The organism is Bradyrhizobium sp. C9 (assembly GCF_002532045.1).
Taxonomy (GTDB): Bacteria; Pseudomonadota; Alphaproteobacteria; order Rhizobiales; family Xanthobacteraceae; genus Bradyrhizobium.
This window is the reverse complement of the sequence record NZ_NWTG01000003.1, coordinates 264,504-287,761: the sequence shown is the minus strand read 5'-3', so window position 1 is coordinate 287,761 and position 23,258 is coordinate 264,504. Positions and strand designations below refer to the sequence as shown.

At 63.9% G+C, this 23,258-nt stretch carries 23 protein-coding genes; 10 read left to right on the top strand and 13 right to left on the bottom strand.

The genetic code is table 11. The annotated features are described in order from the left end of the window. Positions 1-2 precede the first annotated feature (2 nt). Complete coding sequence (gene trxB, locus CO675_RS08990; protein WP_097671568.1) at positions 3-968, bottom strand: thioredoxin-disulfide reductase; 966 nt, start codon at positions 966-968, stop codon at positions 3-5. Positions 969-1,253: 285 nt separating this feature from the next. Here trxB and CO675_RS08985 point away from each other — a divergent pair, with 285 nt between their 5' ends. Beyond that, the gene (locus CO675_RS08985) at positions 1,254-1,733 is read left to right on the top strand and encodes an Lrp/AsnC family transcriptional regulator (RefSeq protein ID WP_097671567.1); all 480 of its coding nucleotides are present in this window, start codon (positions 1,254-1,256) and stop codon (positions 1,731-1,733) included. Between the two features lie 101 nt (positions 1,734-1,834). Here the strand turns inward: CO675_RS08985 and CO675_RS08980 are convergent, their stop codons facing one another. The 4 genes from CO675_RS08980 to CO675_RS08965 form a co-directional block, all read right to left on the bottom strand. Then, positions 1,835-2,227, bottom strand: a complete 393-nt coding sequence (locus CO675_RS08980; RefSeq protein ID WP_097671566.1) for a DoxX family protein — start codon at positions 2,225-2,227, stop codon at positions 1,835-1,837. 353 nt (positions 2,228-2,580) lie between these two features. Further along, positions 2,581-3,054, bottom strand: a complete 474-nt coding sequence (gene greA / locus CO675_RS08975) for a transcription elongation factor GreA (RefSeq protein WP_097671816.1) — start codon at positions 3,052-3,054, stop codon at positions 2,581-2,583. Positions 3,055-3,251: 197 nt separating this feature from the next. Beyond that, the gene (gene carB / locus CO675_RS08970) at positions 3,252-6,716 is read right to left on the bottom strand and encodes a carbamoyl-phosphate synthase large subunit (RefSeq protein WP_097671565.1); all 3,465 of its coding nucleotides are present in this window, start codon (positions 6,714-6,716) and stop codon (positions 3,252-3,254) included. Positions 6,717-7,195: 479 nt separating this feature from the next. Then, entirely contained in the window at positions 7,196-7,885 is a 690-nt protein-coding gene (locus CO675_RS08965) for a class I SAM-dependent methyltransferase (protein ID WP_097671564.1), read from the bottom strand. 126 nt (positions 7,886-8,011) lie between these two features. Here CO675_RS08965 and CO675_RS08960 point away from each other — a divergent pair, with 126 nt between their 5' ends. Then, positions 8,012-8,551, top strand: a complete 540-nt coding sequence (locus CO675_RS08960) for a Dps family protein (RefSeq protein WP_097671563.1) — start codon at positions 8,012-8,014, stop codon at positions 8,549-8,551. A 69-nt stretch (positions 8,552-8,620) separates the two neighbouring features. Here the strand turns inward: CO675_RS08960 and CO675_RS08955 are convergent, their stop codons facing one another. Together CO675_RS08955 and CO675_RS08950 are read right to left on the bottom strand one after the other, a co-directional pair. After that, positions 8,621-11,842, bottom strand: coding sequence for an efflux RND transporter permease subunit (locus tag CO675_RS08955; protein WP_097671562.1), 3,222 nt, complete (start codon positions 11,840-11,842; stop codon positions 8,621-8,623). Beyond that, complete coding sequence (locus CO675_RS08950) at positions 11,839-12,780, bottom strand: efflux RND transporter periplasmic adaptor subunit (protein WP_245452707.1); 942 nt, start codon at positions 12,778-12,780, stop codon at positions 11,839-11,841. Before CO675_RS08950 ends, CO675_RS08955 begins: the two co-directional genes overlap by 4 nt. Here CO675_RS08950 and CO675_RS41375 point away from each other — a divergent pair. Next, positions 12,695-12,928, top strand: a complete 234-nt coding sequence (locus CO675_RS41375; protein ID WP_245452714.1) for a hypothetical protein — start codon at positions 12,695-12,697, stop codon at positions 12,926-12,928. The genes CO675_RS08950 and CO675_RS41375 overlap by 86 nt on opposite strands. 11 nt (positions 12,929-12,939) lie before the next feature. On the opposite strand, the gene CO675_RS08945 is transcribed toward CO675_RS41375, so the two are convergent. Continuing rightward, on the bottom strand, positions 12,940-13,248 hold the full coding sequence (locus CO675_RS08945; protein WP_198964545.1) for an ArsR/SmtB family transcription factor: 309 nt from the start codon (positions 13,246-13,248) through the stop codon (positions 12,940-12,942). Between the two features lie 110 nt (positions 13,249-13,358). Between CO675_RS08945 and CO675_RS08940 the strand changes: the two genes are divergently transcribed. The 5 genes from CO675_RS08940 to CO675_RS08920 are packed head-to-tail and all read left to right on the top strand — an operon-like array spanning position 13,359 to position 16,258. Next, positions 13,359-14,645 (top strand): NAD(P)/FAD-dependent oxidoreductase, encoded by a 1,287-nt coding sequence (locus CO675_RS08940; protein ID WP_097671559.1) that lies wholly within the window; start codon positions 13,359-13,361, stop codon positions 14,643-14,645. After that, a complete protein-coding gene (locus tag CO675_RS08935) occupies positions 14,642-15,085 on the top strand; it encodes a thioredoxin family protein (protein ID WP_097671558.1) in 444 nt (147 codons plus the stop codon). The genes CO675_RS08940 and CO675_RS08935 overlap by 4 nt, the downstream gene beginning before the upstream one ends. Before the next feature lie 25 nt (positions 15,086-15,110). After that, positions 15,111-15,314 carry a YgaP family membrane protein gene (locus CO675_RS08930; protein WP_097671557.1) on the top strand — a complete coding sequence of 68 codons (204 nt, stop codon included), beginning with the start codon at positions 15,111-15,113 and terminating at the stop codon, positions 15,312-15,314. Between the two features lie 55 nt (positions 15,315-15,369). Further along, positions 15,370-15,759, top strand: coding sequence for a DUF302 domain-containing protein (locus CO675_RS08925; protein WP_097671556.1), 390 nt, complete (start codon positions 15,370-15,372; stop codon positions 15,757-15,759). A 28-nt stretch (positions 15,760-15,787) separates the two neighbouring features. Continuing rightward, complete coding sequence (locus tag CO675_RS08920; RefSeq protein ID WP_097671555.1) at positions 15,788-16,258, top strand: DUF6789 family protein; 471 nt, start codon at positions 15,788-15,790, stop codon at positions 16,256-16,258. A 9-nt stretch (positions 16,259-16,267) separates the two neighbouring features. On the opposite strand, the gene CO675_RS08915 is transcribed toward CO675_RS08920, so the two are convergent. The 4 genes from CO675_RS08915 to carA all read right to left on the bottom strand — a co-directional run bounded on the left by CO675_RS08915 (position 16,268) and on the right by carA (position 19,920). Beyond that, positions 16,268-16,792, bottom strand: coding sequence for a hypothetical protein (locus tag CO675_RS08915; protein WP_097671554.1), 525 nt, complete (start codon positions 16,790-16,792; stop codon positions 16,268-16,270). Positions 16,793-16,854: 62 nt separating this feature from the next. After that, entirely contained in the window at positions 16,855-17,955 is a 1,101-nt protein-coding gene (locus CO675_RS08910) for a mandelate racemase/muconate lactonizing enzyme family protein (protein ID WP_097671553.1), read from the bottom strand. A gap of 125 nt (positions 17,956-18,080) precedes the next feature. Beyond that, positions 18,081-18,578: a PaaI family thioesterase gene (locus CO675_RS08905; RefSeq protein WP_097671552.1), complete on the bottom strand. Its 498-nt coding sequence runs from the start codon at positions 18,576-18,578 to the stop codon at positions 18,081-18,083. Positions 18,579-18,726: 148 nt separating this feature from the next. Beyond that, positions 18,727-19,920: a glutamine-hydrolyzing carbamoyl-phosphate synthase small subunit gene (gene carA, locus CO675_RS08900; RefSeq protein WP_097671551.1), complete on the bottom strand. Its 1,194-nt coding sequence runs from the start codon at positions 19,918-19,920 to the stop codon at positions 18,727-18,729. A gap of 161 nt (positions 19,921-20,081) precedes the next feature. Here carA and CO675_RS08895 point away from each other — a divergent pair, with 161 nt between their 5' ends. After that, the gene (locus CO675_RS08895) at positions 20,082-20,783 is read left to right on the top strand and encodes an alpha/beta fold hydrolase (protein ID WP_097671550.1); all 702 of its coding nucleotides are present in this window, start codon (positions 20,082-20,084) and stop codon (positions 20,781-20,783) included. A gap of 37 nt (positions 20,784-20,820) precedes the next feature. Here the strand turns inward: CO675_RS08895 and CO675_RS08890 are convergent, their stop codons facing one another. Further along, positions 20,821-21,768, bottom strand: a complete 948-nt coding sequence (locus CO675_RS08890) for a LysR family transcriptional regulator (RefSeq protein ID WP_143278922.1) — start codon at positions 21,766-21,768, stop codon at positions 20,821-20,823. Between the two features lie 101 nt (positions 21,769-21,869). Here CO675_RS08890 and CO675_RS08885 point away from each other — a divergent pair, with 101 nt between their 5' ends. Beyond that, the gene (locus tag CO675_RS08885; RefSeq protein ID WP_097671548.1) at positions 21,870-23,186 is read left to right on the top strand and encodes a serine hydrolase domain-containing protein; all 1,317 of its coding nucleotides are present in this window, start codon (positions 21,870-21,872) and stop codon (positions 23,184-23,186) included. Positions 23,187-23,258 lie beyond the last annotated feature (72 nt).

Sequence of the window (23,258 nt, the reverse complement as noted above, 5' to 3'; positions counted from 1 at the left end):
GATTATTCCGCCGCTGCGCGATCGCTCGCGCGAAGAGCAATGAAGCGTTCGGCCTCGAGCGCCGCCATGCAGCCGAGACCGGCGGCGGTGACCGCCTGCCGAAAGGTTTCATCCGCCACGTCGCCCGCGGCGAACAGGCCGGGCACCGAGGTCGCCGTGGAGTTCGGCGCCACCTCGACATAGCCCGACGGTTTCAGCTTGATCTGGCCTTTGACGAGCTCCGTCGCCGGCGCATGGCCGATCGCGATGAAGACGCCGTCGGTCTTGAGGTCGGTCAGCGCGCCGGTCTTGACGTTCTTGAGCCGCACATGGGTGACCTTGTTCGGATTCTCGGTGCCGCAGATCTCGTCGATTGCGGAATCCCACACCACCTTGATCTTGGGATGCTTGAACAGCCGCTCCTGCAGGATGCGCTCGGCGCGGAAGTGATCGCGGCGATGCACGATGGTGACCTGCGAGGCGTGATTGGTCAGGTACAGCGCTTCCTCGACCGCGGTGTTGCCGCCGCCGACCACCACGACCTCCTTGCCGCGGTAGAAGAAGCCGTCGCAGGTCGCGCAGGCCGACACGCCGCCGCCCTGGAATTTCTCTTCCGAGGGCAGCCCGAGCCAGCGCGCTTGGGCGCCGGTGGCGAGAATCACCGTCTCGGCGAGATAGACGTCGCCGGAGTCGCAGGTCAGGCGAAACGGGCGCTGGCCGAGCTCCAGCTTGTTGACGAGATCGGTGACGATCTTGGTGCCGACATGGGCCGCCTGCTTCTCCATCTGCTCCATCAGCCAGGGGCCCTGGATCACGTCGGCGAAGCCCGGATAGTTCTCCACGTCGGTGGTGATGGTGAGCTGCCCGCCCGGCTGAATGCCCTGGATCAGGATCGGTTCGAGCATCGCGCGCGCCGCGTAGATCGCTGCGGTGTAACCGGCGGGGCCGGACCCGATGATGACGACCTTGGCATGGGTAGGCGCGGGCATTGTGAGATCCCTCTGTTTTTGGGGATTTTGATCAAGGACTTGTGCGGGAAGCGCCCCGGAAACGCGTCACGGCGGCGCCAAAAGTGTCAAATCCAAGTCTAGGATATCTGGGAAGCTATGCAAGATTTGCAATCCATGGCAGCGATTTTTCCCCGGAACTGAAGTCACATTTGCGAAATCGTGCGCTGCACGCGCAATAAAATTGCGCAATGCCGGCTGCCTGCGCTATGAGAGTTGCCGGCAGACCTGCCAAGCCTTCCGAACCCTGAGGGGAACCCAAGTCGCGTGTCGAAGAACCTTGACGAGATCGACCTCAAAATCCTCGCCGAGATCCAGGCCGATGGCCGAATCACCAATGTGGAACTCGCCAAACGCGTCGGGATCTCGCCGCCACCCTGCCTGCGCAGGGTCCGGGCGCTGGAAGAGGAGGGCTACATTCAGGGCTACCGCGGCCTGCTCGATCCCCGCCGCCTCGGCTTCGACGTCACGGTGTTCGCCTCGGTGCATCTGTCGAGCCAGGCCGACGCTGATCTCCGCGCCTTCGAGAGTTTTGTGCGCGCCGAGCCCTTGGTGCGGGAATGCTGGATGCTGTCGGGAGAAGTCGATTTCATCCTCAAATGCGTCGCCCCCGACATGGCGACGTTCCAGGATTTCGTCACCCACCTCACGGCGGCGCCGCATGTGCGCAACGTGAGGACATCGCTGGTGCTGCACAATTCGAAATACGAAGCCGCGGTGCCGTTGGGCGTGAAGGCGGCGGGCTGACGCGCCGCGAGCACCTGCCTAAGGCGTTGCGTTAGCATCGAACCCGGAATCTCGAGATTCGGGGTTCGACCATTTCATTCGCGCTGCGGATATGACTGCGATTACCTCTTGCGCATCGCGTCGACGCTGATCGGGCCTGGGCCCGAGGTCGCGAGATACAGGCAGGCGAAGCAGAACGCGATCGCCAGACTGCCGTTGTTGAGCAGCGGATAGAAGCCTTTCGGGAAGTGCCCCATGAAGTAGGCGAAAGCCATTTCACCCGCCAGGATGAAGGCCACGATCCGTGAAAACAGGCCGATCATCAGGAGACCGCCCAGGACCAACTCGAGCGTGCCGGCAGCTCCGATCAACGAGAACAGTTCGACCTTCTCGAACATTGTCCCGGGCGGGAACTTGAAAAGCTTGGCGACGCCGAACTGAAACAGCAGCAGTCCGGTGATGAACCGGAACAGGCTGAGTGCCACCGGCTGAAACTTGGATAACATCTGGTCCATTGTCATTTGCCCCCTGTTTGACACACTGGAACGTTGCACGAAGCAGAAACACACGGTGTTCGCCACCAGAATGTGATGTCAACACCTTGCACCTGGAATCATTCCTCGCCCGATGGATGTTGCGAGAGAATGCGACAGTGACACGGTGACCGCGCCACGATGCGTGTTGCGACGCAATCTTCGGCTCCGTCCCCGGTCCCCGACATGATTATACTGCATAAACATGTCACGGCCTCACTAGTATGCCGCCTTGCCGCCCTCCACTCACATTGCTGTCAGACGTGGGGAAAACGCGGGCACAAAAAAAGCCGCGTGCAACACGCGGCCTTTTTGCACCAGTCACGTCAGGGTAACTACCGCCATTCGACCTTGGTGATCTCGTAGGCCTTGGCGCCGCCCGGCGCCATCACTTCGACGGTGGTGCCCTTCTTCTTGCCGATCAGCGCGCGCGCAAGCGGCGAGGTGATGGAGATGCGGCCCTTCTTGGCGTCGGCCTCGACTTCGCCGACGATCTGCCACACCGCTTTCTTCTCGGTGTCCTCATCGATCAGCGTCACGGTCGCGCCGAACTTGATGGTGTCGCCGGACAGTTTCGAAATGTCGATGATGTCGGCGCGCGCGAGCTTGTCCTCGAGCTCGGCGATGCGACCCTCGTTATGCGACTGCTCTTCCTTGGCGGCGTGATACTCGGCGTTCTCCGAGAGGTCGCCGTGTGAACGCGCTTCCGCAATGTGTTCGATGATGCGCGGACGATCCTCCGACTGTCGCTTCTTGAGCTCGTTCGTCAGCGCGGCGTAACCGCCCGCGGTCATCGGAACCTTATCCATCATCTTCGTCCTTCATCGTGCGCGCCCGACGGCCGTGCACGAATATCCAGTTCAGCTAACGCAGGAATCAGGACGCGAATGCGCCCGGAAGCCCAGTGATTTTCGGCCCCGCTAAGGGCCGTGACAACATCCAATCGCGCGGTGAGTTCCAGCCATTCGGCTAATTGACCGCTTCGGGCCTTCAGCCCGGGCAGCGGTCAGCTTTCGGAAAAGTAACTCTGAAGCGTGCGGACCTCAAGGTCTCCGTCCCGATAGGCCCGGATCCCCCGCGCGGCCGCCACCGCGCCTGAAAGAGTGGTGTAATATGGCACTTTATGCAAGAGGGCAGCCCGCCGCAGCGAGCGGCTGTCAGCCAGGGCCTGCGGACCTTCGGTGGTATTGAAGACCAGCTGGACGTCGCCATTGGTGATGGCGTCGACGATGTGCGGACGGCCTTCGAGCACCTTGTTCACCTTCTCCGTCGGCACGCCGTTGTCGCTGAGATAGCGCTGCGTGCCCGAGGTTGCCATCACCTTGAAGCCGAGCGAGTGCAACAGCCGCACCGCATCGGCAATGCGCATCTTGTCGTCGCCGCGTACCGAGACGAACACCGTGCCCTGGCGCGGCACACGCGTGCCGCCGCCGAGCTGGCTCTTCGCGAATGCGACCTCGAAGGAGCGGTCGAGCCCCATCACTTCGCCGGTCGAACGCATCTCCGGTCCGAGCACGGTGTCGACGCCGGGGAAGCGCGCGAACGGGAATACCGATTCCTTGACGCCGACATGGTCGAGCTTCTTCTTCTTCAGCTTGAAGTCGGCGAGCTTTTCGCCGGCCATGATCCGCGCCGCGATCTTGGCGACCGGCGTGCCGATCACCTTGGCGACGAATGGCACGGTGCGGGATGCGCGCGGGTTGACCTCGAGCACGTAGATCTCGCCGTCCTTGATGGCGTATTGCACGTTCATCAGGCCGACCACGTCGAGGCCGAGCGCGAGCTCGCGGGTCTGGCGCTCCAGCTCGTCGATAGTCTTGGCGTCGAGCGAGTGCGGCGGTAGCGAGCACGCGGAGTCGCCGGAGTGAATGCCGGCTTCCTCGATGTGCTCCATGATGCCGACGATGAAGGTGTCCTTGCCGTCGGAGAGGCAGTCGACGTCGACTTCGGTCGCATCGGACAGATAGCGGTCGAACAGCAGCGGGTTCTTGCCGAGCACGGTGTTGATCTGCCCGGTCTTGTCGTTCGGGTAGCGTGCCTTGACGTCGGCGGGAACCAGCTCGGGCAGGGTGCCGAGCAGATAGTCGTTGAGCTGGGTCTCCTCGCGGATGATCTGCATCGCGCGGCCGCCGAGCACGTAGGACGGGCGCACCACCAGCGGCAGATCGAGATCGGCGGCCACCAGTCGTGCCTGCTCGACCGAATAGGCGATGCCGTTCTTCGGCTGCTTGAGACGCAGCTTGTCGAGCACACGCTTGAAGCGGTCGCGGTCCTCGGCGAGGTCGATTGCATCCGGTGAGGTGCCGAGGATCGGCACTTCGGCGGCTTCGAGCGCGCGCGCAAGCTTCAGCGGGGTCTGGCCGCCGAACTGCACGATCACGCCGTGCAGCGTGCCGTTCTTGCGCTCGGTCGCGACGATCTCCAGCACGTCCTCGGCGGTGAGCGGCTCGAAATACAGCCGGTTCGCGGTGTCGTAGTCGGTCGATACCGTCTCCGGATTGCAGTTGACCATGATGGTCTCGTAGCCGGCGTCCTCGAGCGCGAAGCAGGCGTGACAGCAGCAATAGTCGAACTCGATGCCCTGGCCGATGCGGTTCGGCCCGCCGCCGAGAATGATCACCTTCTTGCGGTCCGACGGCGCGCTCTCGTCGGCAAGCTCGCCGGCGAACGGCCGTTCATAGGTCGAATACATGTAGGCGGTGGGCGAAGCGAACTCGGCCGCGCAGGTGTCGATGCGCTTGAACACCGGGCGCACCCCGAGCGCGTGGCGCTTGGCGGTGACGTCGGCCTCGGTGGTGTCCGTGAGCACGGCGAGCCGCGCATCCGAAAAGCCCATTGCTTTCAGGGTTCGCATTGCGAACGCGTTCGGCGGCAGGCCGTTGCTGCGGACCTTGTCCTCCATCTCGACGATGGCGCGCATCTCCGCCAGGAACCAAGGGTCGATCTTGCAGGAGTTGAAGATCTCCTCGTCGGTCCAGCCGAGCCGCATCGCCTGCGCGACCTGCAGGATGCGGTTCGGTGTCGGCGTGCCCAGCGCGGCGCGAATCGCGTTCTTGTCGTCGCCGCGGCCGAGCCCCTCGATCTCGATTTCGTCGAGACCGGTCAGGCCGGTCTCGAGCCCGCGCAGGGCCTTCTGCAGGCTCTCCTGGAAGGTGCGGCCGATCGCCATCACTTCGCCGACCGACTTCATCGAGGTGGTCAGCGTGGAGGAGGCGCCGGGGAATTTCTCGAACGCAAAGCGCGGAATCTTCGTGACGACGTAGTCGATGGTCGGCTCGAACGAGGCGGGGGTGGCGCCGCCGGTGATGTCGTTGGCGATCTCGTCGAGCGTGTAGCCGACCGCGAGCTTGGCCGCGACCTTGGCGATCGGGAAGCCGGTGGCTTTCGACGCCAGCGCCGACGAGCGCGACACGCGCGGATTCATCTCGATCACGACCATGCGGCCGTCGACCGGGTTGATGCCGAACTGGACGTTGGAGCCGCCGGTCTCGACGCCGATCTCGCGCAGCACCGCCAGCGAGGCATCGCGCATGACCTGGTATTCCTTGTCGGTCAGCGTCAGGGCCGGCGCGATGGTGATGGAATCGCCGGTATGCACGCCCATCGGATCGAGGTTCTCGATCGAGCAGATGATGATGCAATTGTCCTTCTTGTCGCGCACCACCTCCATCTCGTACTCTTTCCAGCCGAGCACGCTTTCCTCGATCAGGACCTCGTTGGTCGGGGAGGCGTCGAGCCCGCGCTCGATGATGTCGAGGAATTCTTCCTTGTTGTAGGCTATGCCGCCGCCGGTGCCGCCCATCGTGAAGGAGGGCCGGATGATCGCAGGCAAGCCGATCTCCGACAGCGCCATCAACGCCTCGCCGAAGGCGTGCTCCTGATAGCGCTTGCGGCGGTCGTTCTCGCCAAGCGTCCACTGCCGCTCGAGTTCTTCCAGCGCCGCGCCGGACAGCTTCTCCCGCTCGGCAAGATATTTGTCGCGGTAGGTCTTCTTCAGCGCCGAGGCGTTGGCGAGGCGCGATTTTGGCGTCTCCAGCCCGATCTTGGTCATGGCCTCGCGGAACAGCTGGCGATCCTCGGCCTTGTCGATGGCGTCAGCGGTGGCGCCGATCATCTCGACGTCGAACTTGTCGAGCGTGCCCTGGCGGCGCAGCGAGAGCGCGCAGTTCAGCGCGGTCTGGCCACCCATGGTCGGCAACAGCGCAAAGCCGCCCGGGATGACGTTGCGCTCCTTCTCGATGATCTTGCCGACGATCTCGGGGGTGATCGGTTCGATATAGGTCGCGTCCGCCAGTTCCGGATCGGTCATGATGGTGGCCGGATTGGAATTGACGAGGACGACGCGGTAACCCTCTTCCTTCAGAGCCTTCACCGCCTGCGTGCCGGAATAGTCGAATTCGCAGGCTTGGCCGATCACGATGGGACCGGCGCCGATGATCAGGATGGTGGAGATGTCGGTTCTTTTGGGCATCAGCTCTCGCGGACTGGAATTTGGGCACAAAAAAAGGGCGCGCGTCCCGCGCGTCCCTCGAGCCATGCGCCACGTCTTGTAGCGCCGGAAGCGCGATCCCTCGCGCGCGGGAGGTCTTTAGACCAGTTTCCGCACCTGCGAAACCCCCAAAAACGCCCAATCAACTGCGATTCTGGGGGAAATTCCTCATTCGACCCATGCCCGGCTGGGGGTGCTCAGGACGCGGGGCTGGGTCATACAGGCCCGGCTTCGCCCTGCGGGCTCGCCGCGCGGTAGCCTTCGCCACAAAAGGCTTACCGAGCCGAAGCTGCGTGAGCAGCGAAGGCTGGAGGCCCGGCCTGGAGTTGAACCAGGATAAACAGTGTTGCACCACTGCCGCGTCGACGCTTCCGCCACCGGGCCGAGTGGATCATTGCTGATTATTTCAGCGGCCGCTACGTTTACTTTTGGTTAACCCTAATATCTTGCACAACCTCTGGTCAGTGGTGCGCCACGAACGTCATCCGCCACGGATTGTGCCCGATGTTGCGCGGCGCGCGTGCGGCGTCAAAGCCGGCGGCGGCGAGCTTTGCGATCATCTCGTCCTCGCGGTAGCGCTGCAGCCCGATCTTGGTGCGCAGTTGCCGGTAATCGGACAGCGCGGTCGAGGCGAGCCCGATCAAGGCATCGCGCAGGAAGCCATGGGTCGCGGCAAAACGCAGCAGCGCGATGACGTCTCGGGCCATGCCGACTTCGGGCCGCAGGATATCGCCGAGCACGAAGCGGCCCGAGGGTTTCAGCAGGCGGTGGATCACGTCGAACGCGGTGTCGAGCTCTTGCGGCGTCATGTATTGCGCCACCGAGTTCATCACCACGAGGTCGATCGAATCCGCCTCCATGTTCTTCAGCTCGTCGAGCGAGCGGACGCGGATCTTGGTGTCGGGCGCAAAGCGCGCGACCAGGCGGCCGCGCACGCCGGGCGCAGGCTCCGCCAGATAGAGCTGGGCGCAGGCATTGGCGACCTTCGCCGCCGACAGCGCCTCACCGCAGGCATAATCCAGCACCACGGCGCCGGGCGAGGTGATGTAGCCGATGATGTCGTTGGCGATGACCTGGAAATGCAGGTCGCGGTGCAGTCGGCTCGCATAGATCGTATGCGTGGAATCGTAATAGTCGATCCATTCATCCATCGCGCTTGGTATCCGGCAGCATGGGTTCCTGACTTCCAGGAACAGGTGGGCTGATGATGCGTTAGCGGTCCGGCGGCCAATGTTCAATGCGCCGAAATACGGGGGTTCCTAACAGGAAGGTCCAACGTGAGCAAAGCCAAGAGTGAAACCAAGACTGAAAAGATATCGCCCGATCTCGACACGCCGAGCGATCTGCCGCAAGCGGCGGTGGACACGATCTCGGCCTCGCTCAACACGCTTCTGGCCGACGCCTTCGCGCTCTACCTGAAGACCAAGAATTTTCACTGGCATGTCAGCGGCCGGCATTTCCATGATTACCATTTGTTGCTGGACGAGCAGTCGGACGCGATCTTCGCGACCACCGACCAGCTCGCCGAGCGGGTGCGCAAGCTCGGCGGCGCGACACTGCGGTCGATCGGCGACATCGGCAAGCACCAGACCATCAGGGACAATGACGAGCACTATGTCCCGCCGCGCGAAATGCTGCGCGAGTTGATGGAAGACAACAAGCACATGGCGGCGGCGATGCGCAAGGCGCACAAGCTCGCCGACGACCATGAGGATTCAGGCACCGCCGGCCTGCTCGAAACCTTCATCGACGAGACCGAGCGCCGCACCTGGTTCCTGTTCGAGGCAAGCCGCCAGGAAGGCAGCAACGCGGCGTAAAGCGAGCTGCCCTGCCACGCCGGCCGGATAGCCTGCAGGCGATAGCGGGACGGCGCTCGTCCGCGGCCACTAGCCGGAGTTGGCGGCTTTTGCCGGCGGCCCCGCCGGTGAGCGCAACGCGATGTAAATCGCGGGGATCACCAGCACCGTGAGCAGGGTCGACGACGCCAGGCCAAACAGCAGCGATATCGCCAATCCCTGGAAGATCGGGTCGAGCAGGATCGTTGCGGCTCCGATCATGGCGGCAAGCGCAGTGAGCAGGATGGGCTTGAAGCGAACCGCACCGGCCTCAAGCACGACCTCGCGGAGCGAAGCGCCGCCTTTGCCGCTATGGCGAATGAAGTCGACGAGCAGGATCGAGTTTCGCACGATAATGCCGGCCAGCGCGATGAAGCCGATCATCGACGTCGCCGTGAACGGTGCGCCCAGCAGCCAGTGTCCGATCAGGATGCCAATCAGCGTGAGCGGGATCGGCGTCAGGATGACGAGCGGCAGGCGGAAGCTCCCGAACTGAGCGACGACCAGCACGTAGATTCCGAGGATGGCCGCGCCGAAGGCGGCGCCCATGTCGCGGAAGGTCACATAGGTGATCTCCCACTCGCCATCCCATAGCAGCGTCGGACGTGACTCGTCCGCTGGCTGGCCGTGCAGGCTGGTCGCGGGCTTCGGCAAATTGCCCCAATCGTGGGTGTCGATGCGGCTCGCAACCTCCATCATGCCGTAGAGCGGCGCCTCGAAGCGGCCGGCGAGTTCGGCCATCACCATGTCGGCGAACCGGCCATCCCTGCGGAAGATCACCGGCGATCCCTGTTCGACCGTAGCTTTCACCACCTGTCCAAGTTCGACGACCGTCTTGCTGCCAGGCAGCGTGTTGGCCGGCACGGGTGTCGATGCCAGGGCCTCGTCCCAGGCGAGGCCACGTTTCGGCAACCGCACCACGATCTCGATCGGGTTGCGGTCTTCGCCGCGGTGCGAATAGCCGATCGGGGTGCCGCCGAACAGCGCCTGGATCGTATCGTAGACGTCGCGCTGCTCCACGGCGAAGAATTCCAGCCGATCCTGGTCGATCGACAACCGCAACCGGGGACGTTTCTCGCCGATCGAATCGTCGATGTCGACGATGAACGGCACATCGGCAAATATTTTCTTCAACTCGGCAGTGACTGCGCGGCGCGTCGCAGCGTCGGGGCCGTAGACCTCGGCGAGCAGTGTCGCCAGCACCGGTGGTCCCGGTGGAACCTCGACCACCTTGACGCTGGTTCCCTTGGGTGCGTCAAGCGCCTTGAGCCGTTGCCGGAGTTCGAGCGCAATATCGTGGCTTGCGCGTTTGCGGTCACCGCGCGCGGCCAGATTGATCTGAAGCTCACCCAGCTCGGGCTTTTCGCGCAGATAGTAATGTCGCACCAAACCGTTGAAATTGAAGGGGGCTGCGGTGCCGGCGTACGATTGCAACGAGGTCGTTTCCGGCAGCTGTCTCGCAATGTCGGCCGCAGCAAATAGCGTTCTCTCCGTGGCCTCCAGGCTTGCGCCCTCGGGCAGATCGACCATAACCGCGATCTCCGATTTGTTGTCGAAGGGCAGCAACTTGACGGTCACCGACTTGGTCGCGAAAAGCGTCATCGAGAGCAACGTCGCCACCCCGACGCCGAGCAGGAAGATCCAGGCCGCACGCTTGCTTCGGACGACCGGCGTCGCAAGGCGGCGGTACAGTCGGCCGAGGCGCCCCTCCTGGTGCAGGTGCGCGCTCGCCACGTCGTTCCTGGGCGCGAGCTTCAACATGAGCCAAGGCGCGACCACCACCGCAACGAAGAACGAGAACAACATCGCTGCCGACGCGTTGGCCGGAATCGGAGCCATGTAGGGGCCCATGAGGCCGGACACGAACAGCATCGGCAACAGGGCGGCGACGACCGTAAGCGTTGCGATGACGGTGGGATTTCCGACTTCGGCGACCGCCTCGACCGTTGCCTGCAATCGCGACCGCCCGTCATGCATCGCCCAGTGGCGGGCGATGTTCTCGACGATCACGATCGCATCATCGACCAGGATGCCGATCGAGAAGATCAGCGCAAAGAGGCTGACGCGATTGATAGTGTAACCCATCAGGTTGGCGGCGAACATCGTCAGCAATATCGTCGTTGGTATGACGACGAACGTCACAACGGCTTCGCGCCAGCCGATCGCGATCGCGATCAGCACAACGATCGAGACGGTCGCGAGTCCGAGGTGAAACAACAGCTCGTTGGCCTTCTCGTTGGCGGTCTCGCCATAGTCGCGCGTCACCGTGACCTGGATGTCGTCGGGGACGAGCCGCGCCTTCAGCTGGTCGAGCCGGCGGGCGATGTCGGCCGACACCACCACGGCATTGGCGCCGGCGCGCTTGGCGAGCGCGAGGCTGACTGCCGGCACGCGCCGCCATTGCCCGGCGCCATCACGCGCGTCGTTCCAGACGCGGTGCTCGACCGTGTTCGGTCCGATCACCACCGACGCGACATCCTTGACGTAGACCGGCCGGCCATCCCGGGTCGCGATCAAGAGCAAGCCGATGTCGGGAATGCCGGAGAGCGTCTGGCCGGCGGCCACGTTGCGCACGAGCCCGGAATCGCGGACCTGGCCTGCTACGAACGAGCGGTTGGCTTCCTTGACCTTAGCGACCAGCTGCTGGAGCGTGACGCCGAAAAGCGACAGCCTCTCCGGATCGGGTTCTACCCGGATCTGCTGTGCGGAACCGCCGGACACATAGGTCAGCCCGATATTGTCGATCTTGATGAGCTCGGAGCGCAGTTTGTCGGCGAGTTCGAACAGATCCTTGTCACTCCAGCGCTCGGCTGCTTCCGGCTTCGGCGACAGCGTCAAGACCGTCACCGCCACGTCGTTGATGCCCCGGCCGACGATCAACGGCTCGGGAATGCCGACAGGGATATGGTCGAGATTGGCCCGAACCTTCTCGTGGACGCGCAGGATCGCGTCCTCGAACTTGGTGCCGACCAAGAATCGCGCGGTGACCATTACGCGATCATCCTCGGTCTGGCTGTAGACATGCTCGACGCCGTCGATCCCCTTGACGATCGCCTCCAGCGGCTTGCTGACGAGCTCAACCGCGTCGGGGCCGCGCAAGCCGTCCGCGTTGATGCGGATGTCGACCATGGGCACGCTGATCTGTGGCTCCTCCTCGCGGGGAATCACCATGACGGCGATCAGGCCGACGGCAAGCGATGCAAGCAGGAACAAGGAGGTGAGCGGCGACGTCAGGGTCGCCCTGGTCAGCCGGCCGGACAGCCCGAGATTCATGGTTGCACCAGTTGGTCGCCGTCGCGCAGCCCGGACAGGATTTCGAGCCCGTCCGGAAGCGCAGGCATAGGTACATTGCGGCCACGCTGCACCGGCACTTCGACGGTCCGGTCGGCCTGGCGAAGCTGGACGTAGTCGATTCCGAATCTGGTCCTGACATAGCTTGCCGGAATCACGAAGGCCGGTCGCGTGCCGGCCGAGATCCACACCCTCAGTCGGTCGCCCACGAAATATTCGCCGAGACCTTCGACTGTGGCGTCCGCAATCACGCGCCCTTCCTCGATCTGCGGGTAGACGAGGTCGATGACGCCGCCCTTGGGAGCTTCCTCGCCGAGTTCTGCGGCATCGATACGGATGCTGTCGCCCGGCTTGAGGAATCGGGCGTGCCGTTCCGGCACGCGCAGCCGCAGCTTGAAATGCTGTTGCGCGACGGTGACGATGGCATCGCCGGGCAGCACGACCGAACCCACGGTCACGAGCTTCTTCAGGACCCGGCCATCGGAGGGCGCCAGTACGCGGCCCTCGCTCAGTTGCTGGCTGATCACGGCCCGCTCGGCCGTCCTTGCGCGCAGACCATTGTCGGCGACGTTCAATGCGGTCCGCGCCTCGTCGAGTTTGACGCGCGGCAGCGTGCCGCGTTCGACAAGTCCTTCGATCCGCGTGAAATCGATCTGCGCCTGGTTGGCCTGCGCCTGCAAGGCCTCGATCTGTGCGTCGAGCGACTTCATCTGCAGCACGAGCTTTTCGTCGCCGACCGTCGCGATGACCTGACCGGCCGCTACGCGATCGCCCTCGCGGACATTGAGCTGGGCAACCGTACCGCTGATGCGTCCGCGGGCGGGAGCCACGCTGATGCTCTCCACCGTTGCGAACACGGCCTTTTCGTCAGCAACCCGATGCTGCGCCACAGTGAGCGTGTCGGCGCGAGCCGGCGCCAAAGAGAGCGCGAAGGCGGTGAGGGCCGCTGGCAATATCGAAATTCGCATCGGAAATATCCGTCTCGTCATGGAAGTCGTGACGTCGCGCGCGGGTTCATCCCTTATCTTCGCCGCCGGCGCGGAAGTGTTGATCCTGCTCAATGGATGACCGTCGCGAGATCATAAAGTTCGCCTTCGTCTGCCGCCGGCCGGAGCGCAATAGGCTTCATAGAGCGCTTGCAGAACCTTCCGCGCGGGCTCGCTTGCGATCGAATAGAAGATCGTCTGCCCGTCGCGGCGAGCGGAGACCAGGCCATCCTTGCGAAGGAGCGCAAGATGCTGAGAGACCGTGGAATCCCGCAGATCGAGGAACTCGGCGAGCTCGCCCACAGATCGCTCGCCGTCGATCAACTGGCAGATGATCAGCAGCCTGTGGCGGTTGGAGAGAGACTTCAGGAGATTGCTCGCCTGATCGGCCGCGCTTTGCATGTCGTCGATATTTATATTCATACTTGCGTATATACGAACAATAGAATATATCGTCAAGCATTATCGATGACCGGGACGACCGGCGGAACGTTCAACCAAGGGAGGTGAGCATGGCGGAAGTTGTCGTGATCGGGGCCGGTCTGAGCGGCACGCTGATGGCCTACGAACTGTTGCCGCAGCTTGGCAAGGACGACCGCCTCAGCGTGATTTCGCAGGGGGCTCTCTACCACTTTGTCCCGTCAAACCCCTGGGTGGCGGTCGGCTGGCGCAGGCGCGACGAGATCGAGATCGATCTCGAGAAGGTCATGAAGCGCAAGAATATCCGCCTGCTCGTGCAGGGCGCGAAGCGCGTGTACCCGACGGAGAACCGCGTCGAGCTCGGCGACGGCACGTCTGTCGGCTATGACTATCTCGTGGTCGCGACCGGCCCGGAGCTTGCCTTCGACGAGATTCCGGGGCTCGGGCCGCAAGGCCATACCCAATCGGTCTGTCACGTCGACCACGCTTCGCATGCAAGGGAGGCGTTCGACCGGCTGGCCGCCAATCCAGGCCCCGTCGTGATCGGCGCGGTCCAGGGAGCGTCGTGCTTTGGGCCCGCGTACGAATTCCTGTTCATCCTGGAAACCGAACTGCGCCGCCGCAAGCTGCGCGACCAAGTGCCGATGACCTTCGTTACCTCGGAACCCTATATCGGTCACCTCGGGCTCGATGGCGTCGGCGATACCAAGGGCCTGCTCGAGAGCGAGATGCGTGCGAAGCACGTCAAGTGGATCACCAATGCCCGCGTCAACGCCGTCGAGGCGGGCAAGATGCTGGTCGAGGAACTGGCCGAAGACGGCTCGGTTCGCAAGACCCACGAACTGCCCTTTGCCTATTCGATGATGTTGCCGGCGTTTCGCGGCGTCGAGGCGGTCCGCGGCATCGACGGGCTGACCAATCCGCGCGGCTTCGTCGTCGTCGACAAGCATCAGCGCAATCCAGCCTTTCCCAACATATTCGCGGTCGGCGTCTGCGTGGCGATCCCGCCGATCGGGGCGACCGCAGTGCCGGTCGGCGTGCCGAAGACCGGCTTCATGATCGAGTCCATGGTGACGGCAACAGCGATGAACATTGGCGCGCTGCTCAAGGGCAGGGAGCCGACGACTCAACCGACCTGGAATGCGATCTGTCTTGCCGATTTCGGCGATTCCGGCGTCGCCTTCCTGGCGCAACCGCAGATCCCGCCGCGCAACGTCAACTGGTCCGCGAAGGGCGAGTGGGTCCACTACGCCAAGGTCGCCTTCGAAAAATACTTTCTCCGCAAGATGCGGCGCGGCGAGAGCGAGCCGTTCTATGAGCGCTTCGTGCTCGACAAGCTCAACATCGCCAAGATCAAGGAGGTCCGTACCGGAACATGAGCGAGACGTGTCAGATCGTGTGTGGGCATTGCGGGCGGACCAATCGTCTGCCGGCGGGGCGCGCGCCGGACGGTGCGCGCTGCGGCTCCTGCCATCAACCGATGTTCACCGGCCATCCGATCGAGGTCGACGAAGAGGGTTTCGCGCGTCATCTCGCGAACAGCGACATTCCCTTGCTCGTCGACGTCTGGGCTCCCTGGTGCGCTCCGTGCCGTGCCATGGCGCCGATGTTCGAACGTGCGGCGGGGCAGCTCGAGCCGAAGGTGCGGCTGCTCAAGCTCAACTCCGACCGCGCGCCTGCCACCTCGTCTCGTCTCAATGTCACGGGGATTCCGACCCTGTTGCTGATGCGCCGCGGGCGCGAGATTGCCCGTCATTCCGGGGTGATGGACGCACGCGGCATCGTTGCCTGGGCCGAGGCTGGTCTTACCCGTTCCTGATGTCACTGAAACTGAGGAGTTTGCCATGAATATCGACAAGGCCGTTCTTGCCTTCGCGGGGTGTGTCGTCTTGCTCGGCCTCGTGCTCGGCACCTACGTCAACGCCTACTGGTACCTGCTGACGGCCTTTGCCGGGCTGAACATGGTCCAGGCATCGTTTACCGGGTTCTGCCCCGCTGCGATGGTGTTCAAGAGGCTCGGGCTGCCCGGCGGATGCGCGTTCAGCTAGCCCTTGCAGTTGTTGACTTCGCAGCGCGAATGCCTGCTCTTCTCCGGAGAGACCTATGACATACCATTTCTCGAAAACCGTCGACATGCCGTTCGACGCAGCCGTCAGCGCCACGACGGCTGCGCTGAAGAGCCACGGCTTCGGTGTGCTCACGCAAATCGACGTCAAGGACACCCTCAACAAGAAGATCGGAGCTGAATTCCGGCCGTATCTGATCCTCGGGGCGTGCAACCCGAAGCTCGCCTACGAGGCGCTCACGCTGGAGGACAAGATCGGCACCATGCTGCCCTGCAATGTGGTGGTGCAGCAGCACGAAGGCGGCAGAGTGGAGATTTCGGCGGTCGATCCCGTTGCTTCGATGAGTGCGATCGAGAACCCCAAGCTCGGCGCCGTCGCCGGCAAGGTTCGCGACCTGCTCCGGCAGGTTGTCGCCGAGATCGCCTGAGACAGGCGCAGCGGATCGCCAAGCAGTGATGTATCTCGCCCTCGGTGACAAGATATGGAGGTCGCTTGCTGCAGGACTGTGCGGCAACGCCGCGCACTCCGGTGTGATGTATCTCAAGCGGTGGATGGGCTGGCTTCCGACCTTCCATCCCTACCGGGACCTGCAGCACGGTCTGAGCGAATGGCTCGGAGGCGCGGTGCATCCGGCGGTGCCGTGGGCGATGTCTTTCGTCAACGGCACCTTGATTCTCGGGATATTGTTTCGCGTCAGCTACCATTTACTGCCGGGCCACAGCGGGATCGCCAAGGGATTCGTGTTCGGCATTCTGGGCTGGATCGCAATGGGGCTGCTCTACTTTCCGGTGCTCGGCCGTGGCCTGTTTGCGTCCCAGCTCGGCCTCGGCAGCCTTCCGGCCGGATTTTCCCTCGTCATGGTGCTTGCGTACAGCGTATTCCTCGGCGCCGCGTACTCGGCGCTGCATGTGAGCGACGTGCATTGATCGGTGGGGTCAGGTGCGCCTCCACAGCCGCACCAGCGGCCCGTTCTTGCCCATCACCGGATCGGTCACGGGGATCGCCACCAGCGGGATCGTCTTCAGCGCCCGGACGTGGTTCTCCGGCGTCGGTCGTTGCAGGTCCATCGGCGGGCCCGGGGGATAGGCGCCGACCACGCTGAAGTCGCCGCTCGCCGACAGGCATTGATGCCCGGTGCCGGCCGGCAGGATCGCGACGTCGCCGGCTGTGATCTCGAGCGCACGGCCGCGCTCGCCGCCGAACTGCACGCGCGCGCCGCCGCGGGCGACGCCCAGCACCTCGTGCACGGTGGCGTGGTAATGCGCGAAGTCGTAGACGCCGTTGCGCCACATCGCGCCCCAACCATTGCTGCCGAACAGCTGCTCGATCGTGGCCTCGGGATTCTTGCCGACGCCGACCGCGCCCTTGTAAACCAGGAACGGCATCGGATTGTTCGGCACCAGGCCGTCGTCCTGAAAGACGATGCTCAGGGGTTCGGCATCCTTACTCAGCACCGGCATGGCGGCTCTCCAGCGTTGCGAGGGGCGGTGATATCAAACCGTCGGTCCGGGAACCGTTCCCGCTAGATTTTGAACTTCAACACCTCGTCCTGGAATTTGAGCCCATGTCCCGGCCGCTCCGGCGCGGTGATCATGCCGTTGGCAATCTTCGGCGGATCGACCCAGAGGTCGTCGATCAGGGCCATGTTCTCGCACCAGATGCCGTTCGGAATCGAAGCCAACAGGTGCACATTGAGTTCGGGGAACAGATGCGGCGCGATGGTGATGCCGAACGTGTCCGCAAGCGCCGCGATCTTGCGCAGGTCGGTCATGCCGCCGCGCATCGGGTCGGGTTGCAGGATCGGCAGGCAGGGATTGAGAAAGAACGGCCGCAGATCGTAGCGCGTGAAATGGGTCTCGCCGCCGACGACGCGCATGTCGAGCGCCGCCGCGATGCGCTGATAGCCGGCGAAATCATCGGCCGGCACCGGCTCCTCCAGCCAGTAGATATCGTATTTCTCGAATTTGCGTCCCATCTCGATGGCGACATCGGCACTCCAGCCCATGTTGACGTCGATCATGATGTCGATGTCGGGCCCGACCGCCTCGCGCATGCGGCGCACATTGTCGAGGTCCTGCGCGGGGGTGTGAACATGGGCGACCTGCATCTTGATCGCCTTGTAGCCCTGCTTCACGAAATGCAGCGCCTTCTCGATCATGCCGTCGCCGCCGGCGCCGCGGAAACAGCCGGAACCATAGATCGGAATCTCCGAGCGATAGTGCCCCCACAGCCGGTGCAGCGGCAGGCCGGCGCGCTTTCCGACCGCGTCCCACAGCGCGATGTCGAGCGCCGACATCGCCATCGCGGCGATGCCGCCGCGGCCATAGGTCATCGTCGCCGTCCACAGATCGCGCCAGATCGCCTCGATCGCGGTGGCATCCTTGCCGATCACACGCGGGATGATGCACTCGTCGAGACAGGCCGCGATCGATTGCATCGCCGGGCGGAACACGAATAGATAGCCCATGCCGGTGATGCCGCCCGACGTCTCGACGTCGCAGATCAGGATGTCGCGCGTCGCGCCCAGCGCTGCGCCCTTGAGCCAGCGGTCGTCGGCCCAGGGCAGCCGCAGCATCGTGACGCGGATGTCGCGGATGGTCATGTCTGGATTGGCTGAGGTCATCGGGCGTTTCCCTTCGCAGGCCGGATCATGTTGCCTGATCTCGGACAGGGAGACTCAATCACAGAGCACTGGCGCCAATCCAGCGCTGTAAGTCATGCCTCCAATGCGCGAAGATGCGATTGCATTCAGGCGCTTTTGGGAAGCTCGAACACCATGCAGGTCGTGGTGGCGTGCGCGATCAGCTTGCCGTTCTGATCGGTGATGCGGCCTTCGGCGGTCGCGGCGCGCCGGCCGGCGTTGAGCACCCGGCCCTCGGTGCGGATCTTGCCGGTGTCCTGGCTCATGCTGCGGACAAAGGAGATCTTGAACTCCAGCGTGGTGTAGCCCGAACCTTTCGGCAGCGTGGTCTGCACCGCGAGCGCCATCGCGGAATCGAGCAGGATCGCGACATAGCCGCCGTGCACCGAGCCGATCGGGTTGTAGTGGCGCAGCCCGGGGATGCTGTGGATCACCACATGACCCAACTCGGCGGTGCAGTCGAACGGCTCCACGTTCTCCATGATCGGCGGCTCCGGCAGCGTGCGGGCGAAGATGCCGCGCACGAAGTCGAGCCCCGGCATCGACGCCATCACCTCGATCGAGGAGACGCCGTAGACGGGCTCTGGGGTGGCGCTGTCGGTCATGTCGGGCAATCCTGCTGCTTGATGATCGTCATCATATGACGAGTAGCTTGGCAGAGTCCGCTCATGCAAGGCGTGACAAAAGATCATGCCCGGACCAGATGGTCCGGGCATGCGGTATTCCATGAAGGGCTGCGCCGACGGCCGCGATCTACGCCGCCTGCTTCTTTTTCCGCATCAGATCGGCAAACCGCTGGAACAGATAGTGCGAGTCGCGCGGGCCGGGTGAGGCTTCCGGGTGGTACTGCACCGAGAACACCGGCTTGCCCTCGAGCGCGATGCCGCAATTGGAGCCGTCGAACAGCGAGATATGGGTCTGGGTCGCACCGGCAGGCAGCGTCGCCTGGTCCACCGCAAAGCCGTGGTTCATCGAGGTGATCTCGACCTTGCCGGTGGTCTCGTCCTTGACCGGATGGTTGGCGCCGTGGTGGCCCTGATGCATCTTCATGGTCTTGGCGCCGACGGCAAGGCCCAGCATCTGATGGCCGAGGCAGATGCCGAAGGTCGGCGTCCCCGACGCGATCACCTTCTGGATGACGGGCACGGCATATTTTCCGGTCGCGGCGGGATCGCCGGGGCCGTTCGACAGGAACACGCCGTCCGGCTTCATCGCCAGGATGTCCTCGGCCGCCGTCGTCGCCGGCACCACGGTCACCTTGGCGCCGACGCCGGCCAGCAGACGCAGGATGTTGCGCTTGATGCCGTAGTCGATCGCGACCACGTTGAATTCCGGCGCGGTCTGCTGGCCAAAACCCTTGCCCCACTCCCAGGGGGTCTCATCCCAGGTGAAGCGCTGGCCGGAGGTGACCATCGGCACCAGGTCCATGCCCTCGAGGCCGGGCCATTCGCGAGCCTCTTCCTTCAGGCCGTGCAGGTCGAACTCGCCATTCCTGGCGTGCGCGATCACCGCGTTGGGCATGCCCTTGGAGCGGATCAGCGCGGTCAGCGCCCTTGTATCGATGCCGGACAGGCCGATGATCCCGCGCGCCTTCAACCACTGGTCGAGGTGGCGGGTGGCACGGTAGTTCGAGGGATCGGTGATCGCCGAGCGCAGGATCACGCCGCGCGCGCCTGGCGTCGCGGCCATGTTCACCGTCTCGATGTCTTCCTCGTTGGTACCGACATTGCCGATATGGGGGAAGGTGAAGGTGATGATCTGGCCGGCATAGGACGGATCGGTGAGGATCTCCTCATAGCCGGTCATCGCGGTGTTGAAGCAGACCTCGCCGACGGCGTGGCCTTCCGCGCCGAGACCGAAGCCTTCCAGCACGGTACCATCGGCGAGCACAAGGAGCGCGGTCGGTTTGTGGTCCGGCCAGGCGGGAGCGTTTTCGGGGGTTGTCATGAGCCCTTTAAATAGTCGCCGCACCCTGCGGCGTCAAAGCGAAAGGGCACGGATTCACACGGCAGTGTCCGCCGATTTGACAGGCCGGAACGGCCTTTTAATCTAAAGTTCCCTGAAGCGGCCGTTTGCTTGCCGAAAATGACCCGGTCCGGAGCTCCCGCATGGACAACACGATGCCGATCCTGCTCGTCCCGGGCCTCATCTGCTCGCCGCGGATTTTTGCCCCGGTCATCCCGGCGCTGTGGCGGTGCGGGCCGGTCACGGTCGCCAACCATGTCAGGGACGACAATATGGGGGCGATCGCCCGCCGGATCCTGGCCGAGGCGCCGCCGCGCTTTGCGCTCGCCGGGCACTCGATGGGCGGTTACATCGCCTTCGAGATCATGCGTCAGGCGCCCGAGCGGGTCGCGAAATTGGCGCTGATGAACACCCAGGCGCGGGCGGACACCCCGGAGGCGACCGCACGCCGCCGTGGCATGATCGAACGTGCCAAAACCGGTCAGTACCGGAACGTGGTCGACGAGCTGTTTCCGGGCTTCGTGCATCCGTCGCGGCAAGGGGATGCAGGCCTGCGGAAGATCGTCGAGGACATGAGCGAGGACGTCGGCGCCGAGGCCTTCATCCGCCAGCAGAACGCCGTGCTCAGCCGGCCGGATTCACGACCGAGCATGGCCTGGATCAAGTGCCCGACGCTGGTGCTGACGTCGGATACCGACAACACCGTGCCGAACGCGTTGTCAGACGAGATGGCCAACGGCATCCCCGGGGCCAGGCTCGTGGTGATCCCCGATTGCGGTCACCTGCCGCAGCTGGAGCAGCCGCAGGCCTGTGCCGATGCGCTGGTCGAGTGGCTGCGAAACTGAGGTAGAGTGGATATCGCACGCGCACATGCCGGCCGCGTCACGGCACCAGCCGAGAGGCCGCGGGGGACGCCGCTGATGGCTGCATGGCCCGCACCAGCTTGATGAATTCGACCGTCGCAGGCGACAGCGTGCGATGGCGCCGCGCATACAATGCGAAGGTCGCGCTGATGGTCAGGTCCCAGACCCTGAGCACGGTGAGGCCCCCGTCCTTGGCATGGCCGGCGAACAGCGAGTCGGGCGCCCAGCCGACCGCATCGCTGTGAAGAACCGCCTGCACCATCGCCGAGAAGCTTCCGACCGAAATGCGCGGCGTGAGCTGCTCGTGCGGCGAGACGCTCAGTGCGATCTTGCCGAATTTTCCGAGATTGCGGCGGGCAAGCGCTCTGGAGAGCGGCGGGCCGGCGAATGGATAGCCGAGAAAGTCTTCCGGCCGGAGGCTCTTGCGCCGCGCCAGCGGATGGGTGCTCCGACAGAATAGAGACATCGGCGTCGTCGCCAGAATCTCGCTGTCCAGATTCTCCCGTCCCTCGGCCTCGGTCGCGTCGGCAATGGCGATGTCGGATATTCCCTCCGATACATCGTCGACCGCCTGTTTGCTGTCGAGCGTGCGCAGCACGCATGTGAGCTTGGGGTGCGCTCCCGCCAGCCGCCCCAGCGCCTGCGGCGCCCACAACTCCGCCGGAAACACGCTGGCGCTGACCGTGATCCCGCCGGTTTCGAGGCCCCTTGCGAGATCGATCTCTCTGACCAGCTCGGACATTTCCCGAAGGACTGTGCGGCCCTGTGCCAGCACGATCGCGCCGAACATGGTCGGTTCAAGCGTGCCGGCGCCGCGATCGAACAGGCGTACCCCGAGTTCGTCCTCGAGCGCCTGCACGCTCTTGGTGAGGGCGGATTGCGTGACGCCGAGACCATTCGCGGCGCGGGTGAAATGACGGTGCTCGGCGAGGGCGCGAACCATCTGGATCTGTCGGAGCGTCGGCACGATGAAATACACTCATATGATAAGTAATATTATGAATTTGACATATATCGATACCGAGCGCTACCGCGGGCGAAACCAACTCATCCAGGGAGGGAGTTTCGATGACCGGACGTTCGACGATGGTCGGTATCATGATGGCCGCGACGATGGGGCTCGGCACGGAAGCCGCGCTGGCGCAACAGCAGCCGCCGCTGAACGCCGCCGATTCCGATCCCGTCAAGATGGGATGGATGATCGGCTCGCCGCCGCCCGCGGACAAGCTCATCCAGTTTTCCAACGGCTCGCATTTCGCCTTTCCGCAGACGCGCTGGTCGTTTGCGAATTTCCGTCGCTTTGTGCCGACGAGCAATATCTGGCGCGGCGACAGTGCCGCATCGCCGCTGCCGCGCGCCGAGCTCGCCGACATCGACACCATCACCTTTCAACCGCTCGGCCAATCCGGGACCATGACGTGGGCGCAATCGCTCGCTGCCAACTACACCGACGCGATCGTCGTGCTCCACAAGGGCAAGATCGTCTACGAGCGCTATTTCGGCGTGATGAACCAGCATGCCACGCACATCGCGATGTCGGTGACGAAGTCGTTCTTCGGCACGCTTGGCGCCACGCTGGTCGCCGAGGGCAAGCTCGACGAGAAGGCCCCGGTTTCTCAATACATTCCGGAGCTCAGGGACACGGCCTACGGCGATGCGACCGTGCGGCAGGTCCTGGATATGACTGTCGGCGTCAAATATTCTGAGAACTACGCCGATCCCAAGGCCGAGATCTTCGACCATGTGAGGGCCGGCGGTCTCGTGCCGCGCCCGCCCGGCTATAGCGGGCCGACCAGCTTCTACGGCTTCCTCGAGACATTGAAGAAGGAAGGCCAGCACGGCGAGGCGTTCGCCTACAAGACCGTCAACAGCGACGTGCTCGGCTGGCTGATCCGTCGGGCGTCCGGCAAGACCGTCGGCGAACTGCTCTCCGAGCGCATCTGGCAGAAGCTCGGCATGGAGCAGGACGCCTACATGCTGATCGACAGTGAGGGGACGGAATTCGCCGGCGGCGGGCTGAATGCGGCCGTCCGGGATCTGGCGCGTTTTGGCGAGATGATGCGGCTTGACGGAACCCATAACGGCCAACAGATCGTGCCGAAGGCCGTCGTCGACGACATCCGCAATGGCGGCCGGAAGTCCGATTTCGAGAAGGCCGGCTACAGGACGCTTCCGGGCTGGAGCTACCGCGACATGTGGTGGGTCAGCCACAATGAGCACGGCGCCTTCATGGCGCGTGGCGTCAACGGTCAGGCAATCTACGTCGATCCCAAGGCCGAGATGGTCATCGCCCGCTTCGGCTCGCATCCGCTCGCGGCCAACGCCTACAACGATCCGACGACGCTGCCGGCATTCGATGCGCTGGCCAGGCATCTGATGCAGTGAAACTGCCCGGCGCGCCGGCGTACCGGCGGCGGCGCCAATGCCGGCCCGAGGCCGGCCGTCCCGGTCCTGGGG

Coding starts and splice junctions, on each gene's coding strand:
- trxB (WP_097671568.1), bottom strand. CDS start 968: ATGCCCGCGCCTACCCATGCCAAGGTCGTCATCATCGGGTCCGGCCCC.
- CO675_RS08980 (WP_097671566.1), bottom strand. CDS start 2,227: ATGGACCAGATGTTATCCAAGTTTCAGCCGGTGGCACTCAGCCTGTTC.
- greA (WP_097671816.1), bottom strand. CDS start 3,054: ATGGATAAGGTTCCGATGACCGCGGGCGGTTACGCCGCGCTGACGAAC.
- carB (WP_097671565.1), bottom strand. CDS start 6,716: ATGCCCAAAAGAACCGACATCTCCACCATCCTGATCATCGGCGCCGGT.
- CO675_RS08965 (WP_097671564.1), bottom strand. CDS start 7,885: ATGGATGAATGGATCGACTATTACGATTCCACGCATACGATCTATGCG.
- CO675_RS08955 (WP_097671562.1), bottom strand. CDS start 11,842: ATGAATCTCGGGCTGTCCGGCCGGCTGACCAGGGCGACCCTGACGTCG.
- CO675_RS41375 (WP_245452714.1), top strand. CDS start 12,695: ATGCTCTCCACCGTTGCGAACACGGCCTTTTCGTCAGCAACCCGATGC.
- CO675_RS08945 (WP_198964545.1), bottom strand. CDS start 13,248: ATGCAAAGCGCGGCCGATCAGGCGAGCAATCTCCTGAAGTCTCTCTCC.
- CO675_RS08940 (WP_097671559.1), top strand. CDS start 13,359: ATGGCGGAAGTTGTCGTGATCGGGGCCGGTCTGAGCGGCACGCTGATG.
- CO675_RS08935 (WP_097671558.1), top strand. CDS start 14,642: ATGAGCGAGACGTGTCAGATCGTGTGTGGGCATTGCGGGCGGACCAAT.
- CO675_RS08930 (WP_097671557.1), top strand. CDS start 15,111: ATGAATATCGACAAGGCCGTTCTTGCCTTCGCGGGGTGTGTCGTCTTG.
- CO675_RS08925 (WP_097671556.1), top strand. CDS start 15,370: ATGACATACCATTTCTCGAAAACCGTCGACATGCCGTTCGACGCAGCC.
- CO675_RS08920 (WP_097671555.1), top strand. CDS start 15,788: ATGTATCTCGCCCTCGGTGACAAGATATGGAGGTCGCTTGCTGCAGGA.
- CO675_RS08915 (WP_097671554.1), bottom strand. CDS start 16,792: ATGCCGGTGCTGAGTAAGGATGCCGAACCCCTGAGCATCGTCTTTCAG.
- CO675_RS08910 (WP_097671553.1), bottom strand. CDS start 17,955: ATGACCTCAGCCAATCCAGACATGACCATCCGCGACATCCGCGTCACG.
- CO675_RS08905 (WP_097671552.1), bottom strand. CDS start 18,578: ATGACCGACAGCGCCACCCCAGAGCCCGTCTACGGCGTCTCCTCGATC.
- carA (WP_097671551.1), bottom strand. CDS start 19,920: ATGACAACCCCCGAAAACGCTCCCGCCTGGCCGGACCACAAACCGACC.
- CO675_RS08895 (WP_097671550.1), top strand. CDS start 20,082: ATGGACAACACGATGCCGATCCTGCTCGTCCCGGGCCTCATCTGCTCG.
- CO675_RS08885 (WP_097671548.1), top strand. CDS start 21,870: ATGACCGGACGTTCGACGATGGTCGGTATCATGATGGCCGCGACGATG.